This is a genomic window from Crassaminicella thermophila, assembly GCF_008152325.1.
Classification (GTDB): domain Bacteria; phylum Bacillota; class Clostridia; order Peptostreptococcales; family Thermotaleaceae; genus Crassaminicella_A; species Crassaminicella_A thermophila.
In genome coordinates this window covers 2,508,716-2,528,331 of the sequence record NZ_CP042243.1, presented here as the reverse complement: position 1 = coordinate 2,528,331, position 19,616 = coordinate 2,508,716, and the positions used below count along the sequence as shown (strand labels likewise).

The 19,616-nt window shown below is 31.1% G+C and carries 17 protein-coding genes and 1 riboswitch; of the genes, 12 read left to right on the top strand and 5 right to left on the bottom strand.

Features of this window, described 5'->3' with window-relative positions; all coding sequences use genetic code 11:
• Positions 1–81 precede the first annotated feature (81 nt).
• On the bottom strand, positions 82–312 hold the full coding sequence (acpP, locus tag FQB35_RS12710; protein ID WP_148810283.1) for an acyl carrier protein: 231 nt from the start codon (positions 310–312) through the stop codon (positions 82–84).
• Between the two features lie 142 nt (positions 313–454).
• The gene (locus FQB35_RS12705) at positions 455–2,365 is read right to left on the bottom strand and encodes an ABC-F family ATP-binding cassette domain-containing protein (RefSeq protein WP_148810282.1); all 1,911 of its coding nucleotides are present in this window, start codon (positions 2,363–2,365) and stop codon (positions 455–457) included.
• Positions 2,366–2,557: 192 nt separating this feature from the next.
• Between FQB35_RS12705 and FQB35_RS12700 the strand changes: the two genes are divergently transcribed.
• The 8 genes from FQB35_RS12700 (at position 2,558) to FQB35_RS12665 (ending at position 11,042) form a co-directional block, all read left to right on the top strand.
• Positions 2,558–3,199 (top strand): redox-sensing transcriptional repressor Rex, encoded by a 642-nt coding sequence (locus FQB35_RS12700; protein WP_148810281.1) that lies wholly within the window; start codon positions 2,558–2,560, stop codon positions 3,197–3,199.
• 422 nt (positions 3,200–3,621) lie between these two features.
• Positions 3,622–4,761, top strand: coding sequence for an acyl-CoA dehydrogenase (locus FQB35_RS12695; RefSeq protein WP_168198352.1), 1,140 nt, complete (start codon positions 3,622–3,624; stop codon positions 4,759–4,761).
• A 51-nt stretch (positions 4,762–4,812) separates the two neighbouring features.
• Complete coding sequence (gene etfB, locus FQB35_RS12690; RefSeq protein WP_148810280.1) at positions 4,813–5,598, top strand: electron transfer flavoprotein subunit beta; 786 nt, start codon at positions 4,813–4,815, stop codon at positions 5,596–5,598.
• A 22-nt stretch (positions 5,599–5,620) separates the two neighbouring features.
• A complete protein-coding gene (locus FQB35_RS12685) occupies positions 5,621–6,847 on the top strand; it encodes an electron transfer flavoprotein subunit alpha/FixB family protein (protein ID WP_148810279.1) in 1,227 nt (408 codons plus the stop codon).
• Between the two features lie 208 nt (positions 6,848–7,055).
• The gene (locus FQB35_RS12680; protein WP_148810278.1) at positions 7,056–7,775 is read left to right on the top strand and encodes a GntR family transcriptional regulator; all 720 of its coding nucleotides are present in this window, start codon (positions 7,056–7,058) and stop codon (positions 7,773–7,775) included.
• Between the two features lie 21 nt (positions 7,776–7,796).
• Entirely contained in the window at positions 7,797–9,119 is a 1,323-nt protein-coding gene (locus tag FQB35_RS12675; RefSeq protein WP_148810277.1) for a 6-phospho-beta-glucosidase, read from the top strand.
• Between the two features lie 207 nt (positions 9,120–9,326).
• Positions 9,327–10,409 (top strand): glycerophosphodiester phosphodiesterase, encoded by a 1,083-nt coding sequence (gene glpQ, locus FQB35_RS12670; protein ID WP_148810276.1) that lies wholly within the window; start codon positions 9,327–9,329, stop codon positions 10,407–10,409.
• Positions 10,410–10,574: 165 nt separating this feature from the next.
• Positions 10,575–11,042 carry a transcriptional regulator, SarA/Rot family gene (locus FQB35_RS12665; RefSeq protein ID WP_168198351.1) on the top strand — a complete coding sequence of 156 codons (468 nt, stop codon included), beginning with the start codon at positions 10,575–10,577 and terminating at the stop codon, positions 11,040–11,042.
• A 49-nt stretch (positions 11,043–11,091) separates the two neighbouring features.
• Here the strand turns inward: FQB35_RS12665 and FQB35_RS12660 are convergent, their stop codons facing one another.
• Positions 11,092–11,262, bottom strand: coding sequence for a DUF362 domain-containing protein (locus FQB35_RS12660; protein ID WP_148810274.1), 171 nt, complete (start codon positions 11,260–11,262; stop codon positions 11,092–11,094).
• A gap of 167 nt (positions 11,263–11,429) precedes the next feature.
• On the opposite strand from FQB35_RS12660, the gene FQB35_RS12655 reads away from it, so the two are divergent.
• The 3 genes from FQB35_RS12655 to FQB35_RS12645 all read left to right on the top strand — a co-directional run bounded on the left by FQB35_RS12655 (position 11,430) and on the right by FQB35_RS12645 (position 15,779).
• Positions 11,430–12,242 carry an Asp23/Gls24 family envelope stress response protein gene (locus tag FQB35_RS12655; protein ID WP_148810273.1) on the top strand — a complete coding sequence of 271 codons (813 nt, stop codon included), beginning with the start codon at positions 11,430–11,432 and terminating at the stop codon, positions 12,240–12,242.
• A gap of 291 nt (positions 12,243–12,533) precedes the next feature.
• Entirely contained in the window at positions 12,534–13,895 is a 1,362-nt protein-coding gene (gene gdhA, locus FQB35_RS12650; RefSeq protein ID WP_148810272.1) for an NADP-specific glutamate dehydrogenase, read from the top strand.
• A gap of 141 nt (positions 13,896–14,036) precedes the next feature.
• Positions 14,037–15,779: a CAP and S-layer homology domain-containing protein gene (locus tag FQB35_RS12645; RefSeq protein ID WP_148810270.1), complete on the top strand. Its 1,743-nt coding sequence runs from the start codon at positions 14,037–14,039 to the stop codon at positions 15,777–15,779.
• A 28-nt stretch (positions 15,780–15,807) separates the two neighbouring features.
• Here the strand turns inward: FQB35_RS12645 and cobT are convergent, their stop codons facing one another.
• Together cobT and FQB35_RS12635 are read right to left on the bottom strand one after the other, a co-directional pair.
• Positions 15,808–16,854, bottom strand: coding sequence for a nicotinate-nucleotide--dimethylbenzimidazole phosphoribosyltransferase (cobT, locus tag FQB35_RS12640; RefSeq protein WP_148810268.1), 1,047 nt, complete (start codon positions 16,852–16,854; stop codon positions 15,808–15,810).
• 85 nt (positions 16,855–16,939) lie between these two features.
• Positions 16,940–17,111: riboswitch (cobalamin riboswitch) on the bottom strand.
• Between the two features lie 34 nt (positions 17,112–17,145).
• Positions 17,146–18,510 carry an MATE family efflux transporter gene (locus FQB35_RS12635; RefSeq protein ID WP_148810267.1) on the bottom strand — a complete coding sequence of 455 codons (1,365 nt, stop codon included), beginning with the start codon at positions 18,508–18,510 and terminating at the stop codon, positions 17,146–17,148.
• A 144-nt stretch (positions 18,511–18,654) separates the two neighbouring features.
• Here FQB35_RS12635 and FQB35_RS12630 point away from each other — a divergent pair, with 144 nt between their 5' ends.
• The gene (locus tag FQB35_RS12630) at positions 18,655–19,536 is read left to right on the top strand and encodes a DNA-3-methyladenine glycosylase family protein (RefSeq protein ID WP_148810265.1); all 882 of its coding nucleotides are present in this window, start codon (positions 18,655–18,657) and stop codon (positions 19,534–19,536) included.
• Positions 19,537–19,616 lie beyond the last annotated feature (80 nt).

Genomic DNA, 19,616 nt, shown 5'->3' with positions numbered 1-19,616 from the left:
TGGGCATAACTTTTCTTATATTATATATATGTTTATAAAATGCAAAATATGTATAAAAATAAGTAGTTTGGATCATCCAAACTACTTATTTTCTTCTACATAATTTACTATGTCACCAATGTTTTTGAAACCTTCAGCATCTTCATCAGGAATTTCGATATCAAATTCATCTTCGATAGCCATAATAATCTCAACAGCATCAAGAGAATCTGCTTCTAAATCGTTCATAAGAGAAGTTTCAGGTGTGATTTCAACATCTTCGTCTAATCCTAGTTGATCGATAATAATTTCTTTTATTTTTTCAAATACCATATTATATACCTCCCTAAGTGAAATATTTCTTATAACCACACAAGTGGTTTTTAACGTGATTATTTTACCACATATAAATGAAAAATACTACAAGAAATACACATTTGAACAGTTTTTTTAAAAAATATAAACTAATTGAAAATTATTGTAAATATTCTTCCCATTTCTGATAAAGTTTATCTAATTCAATTTTTAATTTTGCTGATTCCTCATGAATCTGCTTACTTTTTTCTGCATCAGAGTAAACAGCTTCTTTACACATTTCTTGTTCAAGATTACGAAGATTTTCTTCTAGCAGCAATATTTTTTCCTCAAGTGCTTCACGTTCCTTTATGATTCTACGTTCTTCTTTTTTTCTTTCTTTTTCTTTTCGTCTTTCTTCTTTTAATTGTGTTTTTGTCTTTTGTGTTTCTACTATTGTAGAAGGTGCTTCTAACTGTTTTTTCTTTTCTTGATAGTATTTGTAATTTCCAAGATATTCTTTTATACCATCTTGAGAAAGTACCATAATTTTGGTTGCTACTTTATTAAGAAAATAACGGTCATGGGAAATTACTAATAAAGTACCATCATAGTTTATTAGTGCTTCTTCTAAAGCTTCTTTAGATTCAATATCAAGATGATTTGTAGGCTCATCTATAAGTAAAAAATTTGCCTTTGAAATCATAAGTTTTAGTAAGGATACACGGCTTTTTTCACCTCCACTTAGTGTAGATATTTGTTTGAATACATCATCACCACTGAATAAAAAAGATCCAAGAAGTGTACGTACCTCTGTTTGGGTAAAATGGATATTTTCTTGCCAAATTTCATCAATAATGGTATTTTTATTATTCAAACTTGATTGTTCTTGATCAAAATAACCTACATGTACATTATGACCAAAATTTATAAATCCAGTATCATAAGAAACTTGTTTGAGTAAAATTTTAAACAATGTAGATTTTCCAATACCATTAGGGCCGATTAATCCTATTCTTTCACCTTTGTATACCTTAAAGCTAACATTCTTAAAAAGATTGTTTTTTCCAAAGCTTTTTGATATATTATCGACTTCTAGAACATCTTGTCCGCTTTTTATTTGTGTTTCAAAGCGAATTTTTGCCCTTTGGTTAAAGCGTGTAGGCTTTTTAATAAAGGTCATATGCTCTAATCTTTTTTCTCTACTCTTTGCACGCTTTGCTAATTTTTCAGTACCGTGCTGCTTAAATCTACGAATCATTTCTTCTTGTTTTTCTATTTCTTTTTGTTGTTGTAAAAAGTCTTTAAGCTGTTGTTCGTATAGAATTTTTTTCTTTTCAACATAGTAAGTATAATTGCCATTATACTGAGTAAGGTGTTTGTTTTCTATTTCATATATTTTATCTGTTACTTCATCTAAAAAATATCGGTCGTGGGATATTATTAGGATAGTACCATTATAAAATTTAAGATATGATTCAAGCCATTCAATAGCATCCATATCTAAATGGTTAGTAGGCTCATCTAATAGTAAAATATCAGGTTTTTTAAGAAGTAGCTTTGCTAAACCTACTCTTGTTTTTTGTCCTCCACTAAGTTCTATTATAGGTTGATAAAATTCATCTTCAGAAAAACCTAGTCCTTTTAATACGCCCCGAATTTCACTTCTGTAACCATAGCCGTTTTTAAGTTGAAATTCTTCCGATTTATGTGCATAAAGATCCATTAATTTGTCTAAACTTTTTGAAGGGTCAAGACTTTGTTTGGATATTTCTTGCTCAAGAGATCGTAGTTCTTTTTCCATTTGTATTAAGTCATCAAATACATGAACAACTTCATCAAAAACTGTGTTTGTAGGAGATAAATGAGCATTTTGCTCTAAATAACCGATGGTTATGTTTTTAGACAGATAAAGTTCTCCGCTATCATAAGGATATTTTCCTGTAATAATCTTAAATAAGGTGGATTTTCCAGCGCCATTTGCACCTACTAATCCTATTTTTTCACCAGCATTTATAGTAAAGGATATATTCTCTAATATGATATCTATTCCAAAAGATTTTGTAATACTATTACATGATAATACGATCATAAAGATCCTCCTTGTAAGTCTATATTTACATTATATTGTACCAAAAAAATAAGAAAGATTAAAATGTAGAGCACATTTTAATAAGAATGTATAAGCAAAAGGATATAGGGAAATATTATCCTTACACAGATTGACATATTCAAACTGTAGTGATATAATTTGTAAAAAAAAATTGGGTAGAGGCTGATCAATATGCAAAAAGGAAATGCAAAAATATCAATGGCTGTAATTAGAAGATTACCAAAATATCGAAGGTACCTAGCAGAATTATTAGATAGGGGTGTTCATAGAATTTCTTCTAGAGAGTTAAGTAAAATTATTGGTTTTACAGCGTCCCAAATAAGACAGGATTTAAACAATTTTGGGGGGTTTGGACAGCAAGGATATGGGTATAATGTTGCTGCGCTTTATGAAGCGATAGGGAAAATATTAGGATTAGATAGGAAATATAATACGATTATTGTAGGAGCAGGAAATTTAGGGCAGGCAATTGCCAATTATACGAATTTTGAAAAATCTGGTTTTATTCCTAAGGCTATGTTTGACATCAATCCTAAATTGATTGGATTAAAGATTAGAGATATAGAAATTATAGATGCAGACAAAATGGAAGAATATATCAAGGAAAATAATGTTGATATTGGGATTATTTGTACTAATAAAGAGCAGGCACAAGCTGTTGCTGACAGGTTAGTTAAAAGCAACATAAAGGGAATATGGAATTTTGCACCTACAGACTTAGATGTTCCAGAGAAAGTAATGCTAGAAAATGTACATTTAAGTGAAAGTTTGTATACCTTATCTTTCTTGCTAAAGCATAATCGTATTGATTAAGACTTGTAGAAAGAGATAGAAGCTTGTCAAAAATGTACGAAAACCAAGACAGTGTACGAAAAATAAAACAAATTGATATCAAATTAACAAGTTGCAACAAGGGAATAGGGAAAATAAAAAACAAAGTGTACGAAATTCAGTACACTTTGTTTTTGTTTGGGTTTATAATTTAAAACAGTGGATAAACAAATAGAAAAAAATATGTATATTCAAATAATATATATGTAATATAAACAAAGTTAAAATATAGTGAAATACCAGTTAGGAGCTGGTAATGAAATAATTATTAAGTTATATTGCAAAAAAAAATAAATTGGGAAAATATACAAACAATATTGTAATGTTGGCATGGTTTATGCTAATATAATATACGTGCTGTGAAAAAAATGTCAATTTTTTAATATAAAGAGGAGGGAATTAATGTGCAATTCAAATTAACCAAAGAACAAGAAATGGTTAGAAAGATGGTTAGAAGCTTTGCTGAAAATGAAGTGCAACCGTTAGCAGCAGAAGTAGATGAGACAGAAAGATTTCCATGGGAAACAGTTGAAAAAATGGCTAGATATAAAATGCTAGGTACTTTTGTTCCAAAGCAATATGGTGGAGCAGGTGCTGATGAAGTTGCTTATGCAATTACTGTAGAAGAGCTTTCAAGAGCTTGTGCTACAACAGGAGTTATTTGTTCAGCGCACAGTTCATTATGTGCATGGCCAATTATGAAATATGGTACTGAAGAACAAAAACAAAAATATTTAGTGCCATTAGCAAAAGGAGAAAAATTGGGTGCATTCGGTTTAACTGAGCCAAATGCAGGTACTGATGCAGCAGGACAACAAACAACTGCAGTAGAAGATGGAGATGAGTGGGTACTTAATGGTTCAAAAATCTTCATAACAAATGGTGGAGAAGCTGAAATCTATGTTGTTATGGCTATGACAGATCAATCAAAAGGAACTAGAGGAATCAGTGCTTTTATCGTTGAAAAAGGAACACCAGGATTCAGCATTGGTAAAAAGGAAGAAAAAATGGGTATTAGAGGATCTGCTACAACAGAGTTGATTTTTGAAAACTGCAGAATTCCTAAAGAAAACCTTTTAGGAGAATTAGGAAAAGGTTTCAAAATTGCAATGACAACACTTGATGGTGGTAGAATTGGTATTGCTGCTCAAGCACTAGGAATAGCACAAGGTGCTATGGATGAAACTATAAAATATACAAAAGAAAGACAACAATTTGGCAGACCAATTGCAAAATTCCAAGCATTACAATTTGAAATGGCTGATATGGAAACAAGAATTCAAGCAGCTAGACATTTAGTATACAATGCTGCATGGAGAAAATCTCAAGGATTACCTTATTCTAAAGAAGCTGCTATGGCAAAATTATTTGCAGCAGAAACAGCTATGTATGTAACAACTAAGGCTGTTCAATTACATGGTGGATATGGATATACTAGAGAATATCCAGTTGAAAGAATGATGAGAGATGCAAAAATCACTGAAATTTACGAAGGTACTTCAGAAGTGCAAAGAATGGTTATTGCTGCAAATATATTAAAATAAATAAGATCGGATAAAATAGTCATCAAAAGATAATATAAAGGAGGAGAAATAATGAAGGTAATTGTTTGTGTAAAACAAGTTCCTGATACAAATGAAGTTAGAATAGATCCTGTAAAAGGAACGCTTATTCGTGATGGTGTTCCAAGTATCCTAAATCCAGATGATGCAAATGCATTAGAAGAGGCATTAGCATTAAAAGATAAATATGAAGATGTTCATGTAACAGTAATTACAATGGGACCTCCTCAAGCGGATGAAATGTTAAGAGAATGTTTAGCTATGGGAGCAGATGAAGCAATACTACTTAGTGATAGAGCTTTTGCTGGTGCTGACACTTGGGCAACTTCTAATACAATTGCAGCAGCAATTAGAAAAATAGGAGATTACGACATTATATTTGCTGGAAGACAAGCGATTGATGGAGATACTGCGCAAGTAGGACCACAGATTGCAGAAAGAATTGGAATTCCACAAGTTACTTATGTACAAGATTTCAAAATTGAAGGAGATGAAATCACTGTACAAAGACAGCTAGAAGATGGATATGAAGTAATCAAAGTTAAAAAGCCAGTACTTTTAACAGCAATAAAAGAGTTAAACAAACCAAGATATATGTCTATTGAAGGTATTTATGATGCTTGCAAGCAAGATATTACAGTATGGACATTAGCTGATTTAGATGTTGAAAAACATGAAGTAGGATTAGATGCTTCTCCAACAAAAGTATTCCGTTCATTTACACCAGCACCAAAAGGAAAAGGTGTAATGCTTGAAGGAACTACAAAAGAAATGGTAGAAAAACTAGTTGTAGCGTTAAAACAAAAACATGTAATTTAATATAAGAATTGGAGGGAAAAAAATGGCTGTTGTAGTATTACAAGATAAATGTAAAGGATGTAAGCTATGTCTAAAAGCATGTCCTTTTGAAGCAATTGACATGGTAGACAAATTAGCTGTAATAAATGAAAAGTGTACTGCTTGTGGAGCTTGTATAGAGGCATGTCCTTTTAATGCAATTATAAAAGAAGAAAATGATGCTCCAAAGAAAGATTTATCTGCATATAAAAACGTATGGGTATTTGCAGAGCAAAGAGAAGGCAAAATCATGCCTGTAGTAATCGAACTTCTTGGAGAAGGTAGAAAATTAGCAGATGAAATCGGAACTGATCTTTGTGCAATTGTACTTGGAAACAATATTGAAGACTTATCTAAAGAACTAATTGCATATGGTGCTGATAAAGTATATTTAGCACAACATGAATTATTAGAAAAATTTACAACAGATGGATATACAAAAGTTATCACAGATGCTATCAATGAAATAAAACCAGAAATAGTATTACTTGGTGCAACTCACATCGGAAGAGATTTAGCTCCAAGAGTAGCTGCTAGAGTAGATACAGGACTTACTGCTGACTGTACAAAACTAGAAATAGATCCAGAAGATAAAAAAATCATGCAGACACGTCCAGCTTTTGGTGGAAACATTATGGCTACAATCGTATGTCCAAACCACAGACCACAAATGTCTACAGTAAGACCTGGAGTTATGGATAAAGCACATAGAGATGATTCTAGAACAGGTGAAGTAATTGAAATTGATGTTAAACTATCAAAAGAAGATATGAGAACAGAAGTTGTAGAAATAGTAAAAACTAAGAAAGAAATGGTTTCTCTTACAGATGCTGATGTTATCGTATCTGGAGGACGTGGACTTGGAAAACCAGAAGGTTTTGAGTTATTAAAGCAATTAGCTGATAAATTAGGTGGAGTAGTAGGAGCATCTCGTGCAACAGTAGACGCTGGATGGATCGACCATTCTCACCAAGTAGGTCAAACAGGTACAACTGTTAAACCAAAAATTTATATTGCTTGTGGTATTTCAGGAGCAATCCAACACTTAGCTGGTATGCAAAGTTCTGATATTATTATTGCTATTAATAAAAATGCCAATGCACCAATTTTTGAGGTTGCAGATTTTGGAATCGTTGGAGACTTATATGATGTTGTTCCAGCATTAATGGACGCATTAGATAGAGCTGAAGACCTTGTAGAAGCATTAAAAGAGGTTGCGGCTACTGAATAATTATTATGCTATAAAATAGTTTAAATATACGGGCGACTGATCTTTAAGACAGTTGACCCGTTTTTTTATTACATTTCAGTAATATATATTGAAAAAAATAATAATATATGGTATTTTATAATTAGTAGTGGTATAGACCACATATCCACACTTGATATAAAGTTAGATTTTTAAATTAAAGTAAAATGTGGAGGGTGTTAAATTTAATATGAAACTAGATGATAGTAATCCAATGCCTTTATATTATCAATTAGAAATTATAATTAGAAAGAGAGTTGAAGAAGGAATATATAAGCCAGATGAAAAGATTCCATCAGAGAGAAGGTTAAGTGAGGAATTCAATTTAAGCAGAATGACTATAAGTAAAGCAATTAATAATTTAGTTGAGGAAGGAATTTTATATAGAAAAAGAGGTAAAGGAACTTTTGTTTCTAAAAATAAAGTGGATTTTTTTCCGGGATTGATGGGCTTTACTGAGATCATGGAAAAAAAAGGTATGAAACCTTCGAGTAAAGTAATATCTCAAGCTGTAATATTGCCAGATAAGTATTTATGTGAGAAGCTTCAAATATTAGAAAATGAAAAAGTTATTTTTACGCAAAGATTACGTTTAGCAGATAATGAGATCATTAACCTAGAAAAATCATATGTACCATATTCTTTATGCCCTAAATTACTTGAAATTAATTTATCTGTTGAATCTATATATAAACTCTTAACTACTGAGGGATATAAACCTTCAAAAGCGGAGCAAGAGATTCAAGCTATTTTATCAGATAATGAACTCAGTAAGCTTCTAAAAATAAATATTGATGAACCTATTTTAAAGCGTAAAAGAATAACTTATTCAAAAAATGTTCCTATAGAATATAGTCTTAATTACTATAGAGGAGATATCTATACGATGGTTATGACAATAAATAGTTGATAACAAAGGGGATGATTTAAAATGTTAGATAATAGAAAAATAAAGATAGCTGTTATTGGAGGGGGAAGTAGCTATACTCCAGAAATTATTGAAGGCTTTATTAAGAGATATGATGAGTTACCTGTAGAGGAGTTATATTTAGTTGATATTGAAGAGGGTAAAGAAAAATTAGATATTGTAGGGAAGCTTGCTAAAAGAATGGTTAAAAAGGCTGGAGTAAATATAAATATAAAACTAACATTGGATAGAAAAGAAGCTATTAAAGATGCTGATTTTGTAACTACTCAATTTAGAGTAGGATTGTTAGATGCAAGAATTAGAGATGAAAAAATTCCTTTAAAATATAATTGTATTGGTCAGGAAACTACGGGGGCTGGGGGCTTAGCTAAAGCATTAAGAACTATTCCTGTTATATTAGATATTTGTAAGGATATTGAAGAATTATCTCCAAACGCATGGTTAATTAATTTTACGAATCCAAGTGGAATTATTACTGAAGCTGTTCATAAGTATACTAAAGTAAAATGTATTGGCTTATGTAATGTTCCTATACTAATGCATATGTTAAGTGCAGAGGTATTGAATGTAGATAAAGATGATATAAGAATGGATTTGATAGGGTTAAATCATTTAGTTTGGGGAAGAGATGTAATATATAAAGGAGAAAGTAAAATTGATGAAGTTATAAAACATTTAATAGTTGGAAAAGGGTATACAGCTAAGAATATTCCTGATATTAACTGGGGAAAAGAGCTGTTAGAATCTTTAAATATGTTGCCATGCCCATATCATAGATATTATTATTTAACAGATATTATGTTAAAGGAAGAACTTGAAATGGCTAAAAGGGAAGGTACTCGTGGAGAAATTGTTAAGAAAATAGAAAAAGAGCTATTTGAATTATACAAAAATCCAAATCTAGAAGAGAAGCCTAAGCAATTAGAAGATCGTGGAGGACAGTATTATTCAGATGCAGCTTGTGAATTAATTAGTGCTATTTATAATGATAAAGGAACTATTCATTATGTTAATGTTCAAAATAATGGTACTATAAATTGCATTCCTAATGACTCAGTTATTGAAAGAACCTGTTATGTAGACAAAGAGGGGGCACATCCATTAAATGCTAAACCATTACCATCTAAAATTAAAGGCTTGTTACAGGTAATTAATGAATATGAAGCATTAGCAGTAGAGGCTGGTGTACATGGAGATTATGGTGCTGCTCTTCAAGCTTTAATCATCCATCCACTAGTAGAAAGTAGTATTGCTAAAAATTTATTAGATGATATAATCAAGGAAAATATTGATTATTTACCTCAATTTAAGCATCTTATGAAGTAGATATAAATGATATTGGTCTATATTATGGAAGTCCATCAATAATTTTCTAGAAAAGTCTTTACATGACCTATTAAAGATGATATTATACATTTAAGTTAAATATTTAAAGGCAGGAGATATGGAGAGCCGCACAAATTGACCTAGGGATAGGTCTATATTGTGTGGCTTTTTTATATTCTAAATTTAATTTATTTAAGGAGGGGCAAAATGAAAAAAATATTTGCTTTGTTAATCTGTTTAGTAATTCTTTGTAGTAGTGTTTCCTTTGCAGAAGGAAATAAAATTGTTATAGCACATAGGGGTGCTAGTGGTTATTTGCCAGAACATAGTATGGCAGCAAAGGCTATGGCTTATGCTATGGGTGTAGATTATATTGAGCAGGATGTTGTTATGACAAAGGACAATAAGCTAGTTGTATTGCATGATCATTATCTTGATAGGGTTACAAATGTGGAAAAGGTTTACCCAAATAGAAAGAGAGCAGATGGAAGATATTATGCTATTGATTTTACGTTAGATGAAATAAAGAGTCTTAATATGACAGAAGGTTTTCATGTTAAAGATGGAAAAGAAGTAGCAAATTTCCCACAACGTTTTCCTATTTGGAAATCAGATTTTAGAGTGCATACATTGGAAGAAGAAATAGAATTAATTCAAGGGTTAAATAAGAGTACAGGTAAAAATGTAGGTATTTATATTGAAATTAAAGCACCTTGGTTTCATAGACATGAGGGAAAAGATATTAGTGTAGAAGTATTAAAAGTGCTTAAAAAATATGGGTATACTAAAAAAACTGACAAGGTTTATCTACAATGCTTTGATTTTAATGAGTTAAAACGTATTAAAACTGAGTTGTTACCTAAATTTGGTATGGATATAAAGCTAGTTCAACTAATGGCAGAAACAAGCTGGAATGAAACAATGGAGTATAAGAATGGAAAAGCAGTTCCTTATAACTATGATTGGATGTTTAAGAAGGGTGCGATGAAAGAAATTGCTAAATATGCTGATGGAGTAGGACCTTGGAAGCCTATGATAATAAAGGATGGATCTACAAGAGATCATTTAATAATAACAGATCTTGTAAAAGAGGCTCATGAAGCAGGAATGGTAGTACACCCTTATACTTTCCGTTTGGATAATGGAAGAATACCTTCATATGCTGCAAGCTTTGAAGACATGTTAGATATTTTCTACTATAAGGTAGGTGTTGATGGAGTATTTACTGATTTTCCTGACAGAGCAGTAAATTTTTTGAGAAGATCTGAATATAAAGCAATGGGACTTTAGGAAAAAAAGAGTATATATAAGTGAATAATGTGAATATCCCTTCAGGACTATTTCTCCTGAAGGTTTTTTTTGAATTAAAACTTAATTATGTATACTGTGTAATAATTGAAAGAAATTATCAGTAGTGATATAATAACTAAATAGAAGAAAGACCAGGTGATGGATATGGCTAATTACTATAATGAAATTAATAAAATGATTGATAAACTTATGCATAAGGTTTTAGTTTATGATAGAAAAGGATTTAAAATAGGTGGGAATATAGAAGATTTATCATTGCTTGATATACATGTTTTAAGAAATATCGGACAAGTAGAAAGTAAAAAGATTTATGAATTAATAGAAGACATGGAAATGGATAGAGGTTTGATTGCATCTGTTACAAAAAAATTAATATTAAAAGGATATATTATAAAAGAACGTTCAATAGAAGATAAAAGAGTTTATATATTAAAACTAACAGAACAAGGACGAGAAATGTATGAAAAAATTCTGCAGGTACAAAATAATTTATTAGAATTTTTATTATCTGATGTAACTTTAAATGAAGAAAAAGCAATATTAAAATTTTTAAGTAAGATTAATCAAACAACATTGTTTTGTAATAAGGATGTTGTTTATTCAAAAAAATAATAATACCCTAACAATAGTAGGGCATTATTATTTTATGTATTCATTGAAATTATTCAGCAACTGGTGCATCTACAGGACAAACATTTGCGCAAGCACCACAATCGATACATGCTGCTGCATCAATTACATATTTGTCATCTCCAGCACTGATTGCATTTACTGGACATTCTGGTTCACAAGCACCACAGCTAATACAAGCTTCATTAATTACATAAGCCATAATAAAATCCTCCTCTAAATCTTAATTTACTTTACAGTTTTACTTAAAGTACGAATTTATTTTAACAAAATAAGGATATAGGGACAAGAAAAAAATAAAAATAATCGTTTAAAAGTGCAAATATATAATGATTATCATTCTATATTAATTTTGAAAGGAGGTTTCTCATGAAGGTTATTGCCCTTGTAGGAGCTAGTGGCACAGGGAAAAGCTATAGAGCAATAAATTTAGCACACGAAAAAAATATAGATTATATTATTGATGATGGATTATTTATAAAAAGAAATAAAATTATTGCAGGAAAATCTGCAAAAAGGCAATCAACCATGGTAACAGCAGTAAAAACTGCATTATTTACCCATAAAGATCATCGAGAAGAAGTAAGGGCTGCTATTCAGAGAGAGCAGCCTAAAGGTATATTAATCCTTGGGACTTCTAAAAAGATGGTAGATAAGATTGCGCTACACTTAAATATTGGTAATGTAGAAGAGTATGTATATATTGAAGAAATATCTTCAGAAGAAGAAAGAAAAATTGCAAAAAAACAAAGACATGAATTAGGTAAACATGTAATACCTGTTCCTACTTTTGAAATCAAAAAAGATTTTTCAGGGTATTTTATTGATCCACTTAAAATACTAAGAAGGAAAAAAGATGATACTGTGCAAATATCTGAAAAATCCATTGTAAGACCTACTTTTAGCTATATGGGAAAATATACAATATCAGATAAGGTGATTAGTGACTTAGTAAATCATGCAGCTAAGCAGTTAGAAGGAGTACACAAAATCTCAAGAGTAGATATTCGCAATTATTCAAATGGCATTGTGATAGATGTAGAGATTATTATGGTATATGGAAATGATCTTAGAAAGTTATCGAGAATGGTGCAAGATAATATAAAAGAAGAGGTAGAGTATATGACGGCTTTAAATATTCTTGCGATGAATATATATGTAAAAAAAATAATAATTATTTAGACTATTAACATAATATTGCATATATATTGTATGTATAATACTGTATGCAGGGATACATGAAAGTTACAGAAAAAAATGATTCTTTTGTCAATATTTTTAAGTTTTTTTCTAAATTACGAATAGAAGGGATTTAATGATTGTAGTTTACAATAGAAAATGGGTATGTTATAATCACCTTGAAATGAGGGGAAAAGGTTATCAAAAAACTAATGTTTTAAATATTTGTTTATTGTATCGATAAATGAATCGATAAATAAACAAATGTATTTATAATTATGAGGGGGTCTTAAAATGCCAAACCAATTAAATGCACAGAAGTACATTCAAGAAGTAATTGAAAAAGTGAAAAAAACAAATGCTGATCAACCTGAATTTATTCAAGCTGTTGAAGAGGTATTGCCATCTTTAGCACCAGTACTTGAAAAACATCCTGAATATATGGAAGCAAATCTTTTAGAAAGATTTGTAGAACCTGAAAGACAAATTATATTCAGAGTACCATGGGTTGATGATCAAGGTAAATTACAAGTAAACAGAGGATTTAGAGTACAATTTAATGGAGCAATCGGACCTTATAAAGGTGGACTTAGATTCCATCATACAGTTTATTTAGGAATTATTAAATTCTTAGGTTTTGAGCAAATTTTAAAGAACTCACTAACAGGTCTACCAATTGGTGGAGGTAAAGGTGGCTCTGATTTTGATCCTAGAGGAAAATCTGATGCTGAAATTATGAGATTCTGCCAAAGCTTTATGACAGAATTATATAGACACATTGGACCAGATGTAGACGTTCCTGCTGGAGACATTGGTGTAGGTGGAAGAGAAATTGGATATCTATATGGACACTACAGAAGAATTAGAGCTGCATTTGAAAACGGCGTGTTGACAGGAAAAGGTTTATCTTACGGTGGAAGCTTAATTAGACCAGAAGCTACAGGTTTTGGTGTAACTTATTTCTGTCAAGAAATGTTAAAGCATGAAGGAGAAGTTTTTGAAGGTAAAACTGTTGCATTATCAGGATTTGGTAACGTTACTTGGGGAGCATGTATAAAAATTAATGAATTGGGCGGTAAAGTTGTTACACTTTCAGGACCAGACGGATACATCTATGATCCAGATGGTGTTTCTGGAGAAAAAATAGATTACTTATTAGAAATGCGTGCTTCTGGTAGAGATCAAGTAAAAGATTATGCTGATAAATTTGGTGTTGAATTTTATCCAGGAGAAAAACCATGGGGAGTTAAAGTTGATATCGTAATGCCATGTGCTACACAAAACGATATTCACTTAGAGCATGCAAAGCAAATCGTTGCAAATGGTGTTAAGTTTGTTTGTGAAGGAGCAAACATGCCTTGTACAAATGAAGCAGTTGAGTACTTCTTAGAAAATGGCGTTATTGTAGGCCCTGCAAAAGCTGCTAACGCTGGTGGCGTTGCTACATCAGCTCTTGAAATGAGCCAAAACAGTATGAGACTTTCTTGGACTGAAGAAGAAGTAGATCAAAAACTTCATCAAATTATGGTTAACATCCATAACAATGCTATGAAAGCTGCTGAAGAATATGGATTTGGTTATAATCTAGTTGCTGGTGCAAACATTGCTGGATTTATTAAAGTTGCTGAAGCGATGCATGCACAAGGAAATTATTAAGAATAAACCAAAGAGAATCCTACTTAGGATTCTCTTTTTTTTTTAGGAATATTACATTTTTTAAAGGAATATTACATTTTAAAGACAATTAGGATAATTCATCAAAATATATATTAAAATAGAGATAAGGAGGGATGTGTTATGAAAAATAAAGTAAAATATATTTTTTTAATGTTGCTATTTATTATAATAAGTAGTGTATATACAATTGCTTATGCAGACAATGTAATTGGCTATTTTCCTCCACAGCCAAAGGATGTTACTGTATTAGTATCTAAACCAAGCATTAGTATGCAATTAGTTCTAAATAACAATGTTGTAAAAGAAATTGATATGAAATTAAATGGAAATAAAGTTGCAGCTGAATATGATCAAAGGTTTCAGACTATTTCTTATAAACCAGTAAATCCTCTAAAACCTGGGCAATATAAAGTAGATTTAAATATCGTCTTAGAAGACCAGAAAATGATAAAGGAAAGCTGGCAGTTTATAGTTAGTGAAAATGCAGTAGATGAATTATCAAAGCCAACAGAAGAACAAAAAAAAGTGATAAATTATGCAAATCGGTATAGAAGATTTTTAGGTCTTAAAGAATTTAGTCTAAATGATTCGTTAAATGCTGCAGCAATGGGGCATTCTAACTATATGGCCATAAATAAAAAATTGATTCATCAAGAATTTTCTAATGATAAGGGGTTTACTGGAACAGAATCTTATAGTCGAGCAGGTGCTTTTGGATATGTTGGTAGTTATATGTCAGAAAATGTGAGTTTTGGACAAAAAGATTATAAAGAAGCAATAGATGCTTTAATGGATGCACCTTATCACCGTTTAGTTTGGATTAATCCTTTTTTTGTAGACTTAGGGTATGGAGAAAAAGAAAAGTACTATACTTTTACCTTTGGAGGCAAAAAGACTTTAGAAGACAAGCTTGTAGTGTATCCTATAAAAGATCAAGAGGATGTTCCAACTTCTTGGGATGGAAATGAAATACCTAATCCGTTAAGATTTTATACAAAAAAAGACATGGTAGGATATCCTATATCCTTATCTTATTTCAGTAAAAAAAATATTAAAAAATTTATCTTAGAAAAAGCTACATTAAAAAATAGCAAAGGAAGTATTGTTGATACTTATATAAATACGCCAACAAAAGATGAAAAACTTCAAGAAAGCATATTGATCATACCTTCTAATCCATTAGCAAAGGGTGAAAAATATACAGTATCTGTTAAAGGAAGTATATTATTTGATGATCAAACCACAGTAGAAATTAACAAGACATGGAATTTTACGACTGTAGTTGAAGAAAATGATAAAAATGGATGGATGAAAAAATTCATATATGATGATATAAAAGACCATTGGGCCCAAAAAGATATATTGTATTTAGGTGAAAAGGGGATTGTATCACCAAAACAGAATAATCTTTATAAGCCGAATGATAAAATTACCAGAGCAGAATTTGCAGAATTTGTTGTAAATGTGTTAGGGCTTCAGACAAAGCCTTATGAAGGGATTTTTAAAGATGTGAAAGAAAATACAAATAAGGCAGTGTATATTGAAGCTGCTTTTCGAGAAGGAATTGTAAAAGGATTGGGAGATGGCAATTTTCAACCAAATCGTACTATTAAAAGAGAAGAAATTGCAGCATTAGTAATGAGAGCCTATGAAAAAAAAGGAAATCTGCATAAAATAAAACAATTGCCATTGTTATCATTTGTAGATCAAAAAGATATAAGTTCTTGGGCTCTAAAAGATGTAAAAGGAGCTTATGAATTAGGTATAATAAAAGGAAGAGATACAGGTGAATTTGCTCCAAAAGATTTTGCTACTCGGGCAGAAGCAGCAGTAATGATTATGAGATTGTTGGAAAAACTTTAAAAAAGCGGCTTAGCCGCTTTTTTTTTGTCTAAAGAATAATACCTGCTTCTTTATAAGTAATCATTTCCTTTAACATATAGGTAGCAGCTTCTATGAAATTAAATGCAAGGGCTGCGCCTGATCCTTCTCCTAATCTTAATCCCATATCAAACATAGGTTCTAAGCCAACAAGTTTATAAGCTACTTGTCCGCCTTTTTCTGCTGTATGGTGAGAGGGGATGAGAAAATCTTTTACTTTAGGTTCTATGGTAATAGCGATAAGGGCAGCAGCAGTAGAGATAAATCCATCTACTACGACTGGAACTTTATGAGCAGCTGCGCCAAGGAACACGCCAGCCATTCCCCCTATTTCAAATCCTCCAACCTTTGCAAGAACATCAATACCATCTTTTGGATTAGGTTGATTTATCTCAATAGCTTTCTTTATGACATTTGCTTTATGAGATAGTTTTTCCACAGGGAGTCCTGCTCCTATGCCAACAATTTCTATAGGATCTAATTTTCCTATTGCAGAAAATATTGCAGTACTAGAGGTAGTGTTTGAGATACCCATTTCTCCTGTTCCAATTAAATTTTTCCCCTCTTTTATTTGAGAAGCTGTTATTTCTATGCCTATTTCTAAAGATTTAATTGCTTCTTCTCTTGTCATAGCAGGACCTTTTGCCATATTGCTAGTACCGTATCTTATCTTTCTATTGATTACCCTAGGATCATTAATGTCTGTAGCAACGCCTATATCAACAACAATTACATCAGCACGAGCTTGTTTTGCAAATGCACAAACGCCTGTCACACCTTTTGCAAAATTTGGTGTTTGAATGGCAGTAAGTATTTGGGGATCTGGGGCTACACCTTCTTCATAGACACCGTGATCTGCTGACATAACAATTACAACCTTATTATCTACTGTTGGAAAAGTATTGCCTGTAATCCCTGCTAGCTTGACAGCTATATCTTCTATTTTTCCTAAACTTCCTAATGGTTTGATTAAATTGTCTATTCTTTGTCTTGTTTTTTTCATAGATTCTTTATTGAGTGTACCAATTTTTTTGAGTGTTTGGTTTAATAATTTCATATGGTCGCCTCCTTTTTATAAAATAATAAAAAAGTTCATGGTTTGTTTACATGATAAACAAACCATGAACTTTGCCATCATTCATGTGTTAAAATCGCTCTAGGCAGGTCTCCTGACTCAGTATCATAACTTAACACACCTTCCCGGTAAACCCAGTGGTATCTGTGGTAAGCTCCTCTTTACAGTGGTGGGACCGTTGAAGATTTTCACTTCATTCCCTATTCTCCCCTTGGGGCACCTAGCACGAGATTTATTTGCTTTTATTATAAAATAATATACGTTTTTTTTCAATTAAATTGAATGCATCTTCAAAAAAACTTTTTTTAGAGTTTTATTTAGCCAAAATACCATAAGAACTGCTGAAATTATTTCTGAAATAGGAAATGAATACCATATAAGATGTAGTCCACCTATTTTTACAAAGATAAAAGCTAAAGGTAAAAGCAAAATAATCTGTCTGCAGAAAGATAAAATCAAACTTGGAAGTCCTTTTCCAATAGCTTGAAATGTTGTAGATCCAATAATTGCAGGACCTATAATTGGAAACGCAAGACTAATTGTTTTAAGAGCATTTGTGCCGATTTCTAAAAGTTTTGGGCTATCATTAAACATTTTAATGAGTTCTTTAGGAAATACTTGAAGCAGTAAAAAACCAAGAAAGGTAAAAACAAAGGCTATAATAAAAGCAAATTTCATTGTTTTTTTCATTCTTTCAGGATTATTATGACCATAGTTATAACCTATTATTGGCATATATCCTTGATTCAACCCAAAAACAGGCATAAAGACAAAAGATTGAAGTCTAAAATAAATTCCTAATGCAGCAATAGCAGTTCCTCCATAGCTACTTAATATAGCATTAAAACCTGCAATCATAAAAGATGCTAAAATTTGCATCGTCATAGCAGGAAATCCTACTTGATAGATTCCCTTTATGATAGATAGATCAAAGGAAAAATCCCTAAAGGTTAATTTTATTTGATGATTACCTTTGAACAATACAAGTAAAATGAATGTACCACTTATGATTCTTGATAAAACTGTAGCTATTGCAGCTCCTTCTATCCCAAGTTTAGGGAAAAAACCGTATCCAAATATGAAAAGTGGGTCTAGTATGATATTTAAAATAGAACCAATTAACATTGTAATCATAGGGATGAAGGTATTCCCTTCACCCCTTAAAATATTATTGCTAATCATAGGTAGAAAAAGTGAAGTTGATCCAATAAGAATAATCTTTATGTAACAGGAACCATAATCAATAAGAGTAGGATCATTTGTAAATATTGAAATGAAATGCTTAGAAAAAAATATACCACATATTCCTATAAAAATACCATAGAATACAGCAATACATAATACATGTTCTGCAACGCTAGAAGCTCTTTTATTATTTCCAGCTCCAAGCAATCTAGATATTAATGAGCTAGTACCTATTCCTGTACCTACTCCTATTGCAATTAGAACCATTTGGATAGGAAAAGCTAATGATAATGCAGCTAGTGCATCTTCACTTATTTTTGCTACAAATACGCTATCAACTACATTATATAATGCCTGAATAAACATTGATAATATAGAAGGAATAGCTAATTTAAATAATAAAGGTACTATTGGTTCTGTACCTAATCTATTACTTTGGATTGATTGAGTCAAATAAATTCCTCCTTATAAATACCTAGAAAATATAAGCTAATTACTATGGTATAAGACAAAAATTACATTGTCAACAAACATACTGGAATAAATGTAAGTGAATAGAAAATTTTGGGGTAATATATATATTAAGGAGGGATACAATTGAGTTTTAATATATTTGAAGAGAAAGGAAAAATAATTGTAGAGGGACTTGCAGACTTTGAATTGCCTCATATTTTTGAGTGTGGACAATGTTTTCGTTGGAATAAAGAATCGGATAATAGTTATACAGGCGTTGCAAAAGGGAGAGTAATAAATGTTTGTAAGAAAGAAAATAAAGTGATTTTTGATAATACAAGCAAGGATGATTTTTTGAATATTTGGGTAGATTATTTTGACCTATATAGAGATTATGGCAGGATAAAAAAGGTTTTGGCAAAGAAAGATACAGTAATGAAAGATGCAGTTATGCATGGATTTGGAATAAGAATATTAAATCAAGATGAATGGGAAACTTTAATATCTTTTATTATTTCTTCGAATCGTGGAATTCCCCTTATTAAAAAATCTATAGAAGCATTATGTAAGAAATACGGAAACTTTATTGGAGAATACAAAGGGAAGGAGTATTATGATTTTCCTTCAGCAGAAGTTTTGCAAAGTAAGTCTGTGGAAGAAATAAAAGAAAGCCATACAGGTTATAGGGCTAAATATATTGTAGATACAGCAGCGATGATTGCAAAAAAGGAAATTGACATATATCATTTGAAAAATTTATCAACAGAAGATGCGAGAAAGGAATTGATGCGCTGTAGCGGTGTAGGGCCTAAGGTTGCAGATTGTATTTTGTTGTTTTCTATGGGAAAATTTGATGCTTTTCCAACAGATGTATGGGTAAAAAGGATTGTTGAATATTTTTATTTAAAAGAGGAAAGTTCATTTAAAAGAATACAAGAATTTGCTAAAGAAAAGTTTAAAAAAGATGCAGGTTTTGCTCAACAATATCTTTTTTATTATGCAAGAGCGTTAGGGATTGGAAAATAATATTGTAATTTTAGAGACGAGTATTCGTCTCTTTTGTAATTTATTCCATAGGCTTTGTTTTATCCTTTAGAAGATATATA

Excerpts from the sequence above, each read along its gene's own strand:
- acpP (WP_148810283.1), bottom strand. The coding sequence starts at position 312 with ATGGTATTTGAAAAAATAAAAGAAATTATTATCGATCAACTAGGATTA.
- FQB35_RS12705 (WP_148810282.1), bottom strand. The coding sequence starts at position 2,365 with ATGATCGTATTATCATGTAATAGTATTACAAAATCTTTTGGAATAGAT.
- FQB35_RS12700 (WP_148810281.1), top strand. The coding sequence starts at position 2,558 with ATGCAAAAAGGAAATGCAAAAATATCAATGGCTGTAATTAGAAGATTA.
- etfB (WP_148810280.1), top strand. The coding sequence starts at position 4,813 with ATGAAGGTAATTGTTTGTGTAAAACAAGTTCCTGATACAAATGAAGTT.
- FQB35_RS12685 (WP_148810279.1), top strand. The coding sequence starts at position 5,621 with ATGGCTGTTGTAGTATTACAAGATAAATGTAAAGGATGTAAGCTATGT.
- FQB35_RS12680 (WP_148810278.1), top strand. The coding sequence starts at position 7,056 with ATGAAACTAGATGATAGTAATCCAATGCCTTTATATTATCAATTAGAA.
- FQB35_RS12675 (WP_148810277.1), top strand. The coding sequence starts at position 7,797 with ATGTTAGATAATAGAAAAATAAAGATAGCTGTTATTGGAGGGGGAAGT.
- glpQ (WP_148810276.1), top strand. The coding sequence starts at position 9,327 with ATGAAAAAAATATTTGCTTTGTTAATCTGTTTAGTAATTCTTTGTAGT.
- FQB35_RS12665 (WP_168198351.1), top strand. The coding sequence starts at position 10,575 with ATGGCTAATTACTATAATGAAATTAATAAAATGATTGATAAACTTATG.
- FQB35_RS12660 (WP_148810274.1), bottom strand. The coding sequence starts at position 11,262 with ATGGCTTATGTAATTAATGAAGCTTGTATTAGCTGTGGTGCTTGTGAA.
- FQB35_RS12655 (WP_148810273.1), top strand. The coding sequence starts at position 11,430 with ATGAAGGTTATTGCCCTTGTAGGAGCTAGTGGCACAGGGAAAAGCTAT.
- gdhA (WP_148810272.1), top strand. The coding sequence starts at position 12,534 with ATGCCAAACCAATTAAATGCACAGAAGTACATTCAAGAAGTAATTGAA.
- FQB35_RS12645 (WP_148810270.1), top strand. The coding sequence starts at position 14,037 with ATGAAAAATAAAGTAAAATATATTTTTTTAATGTTGCTATTTATTATA.
- cobT (WP_148810268.1), bottom strand. The coding sequence starts at position 16,854 with ATGAAATTATTAAACCAAACACTCAAAAAAATTGGTACACTCAATAAA.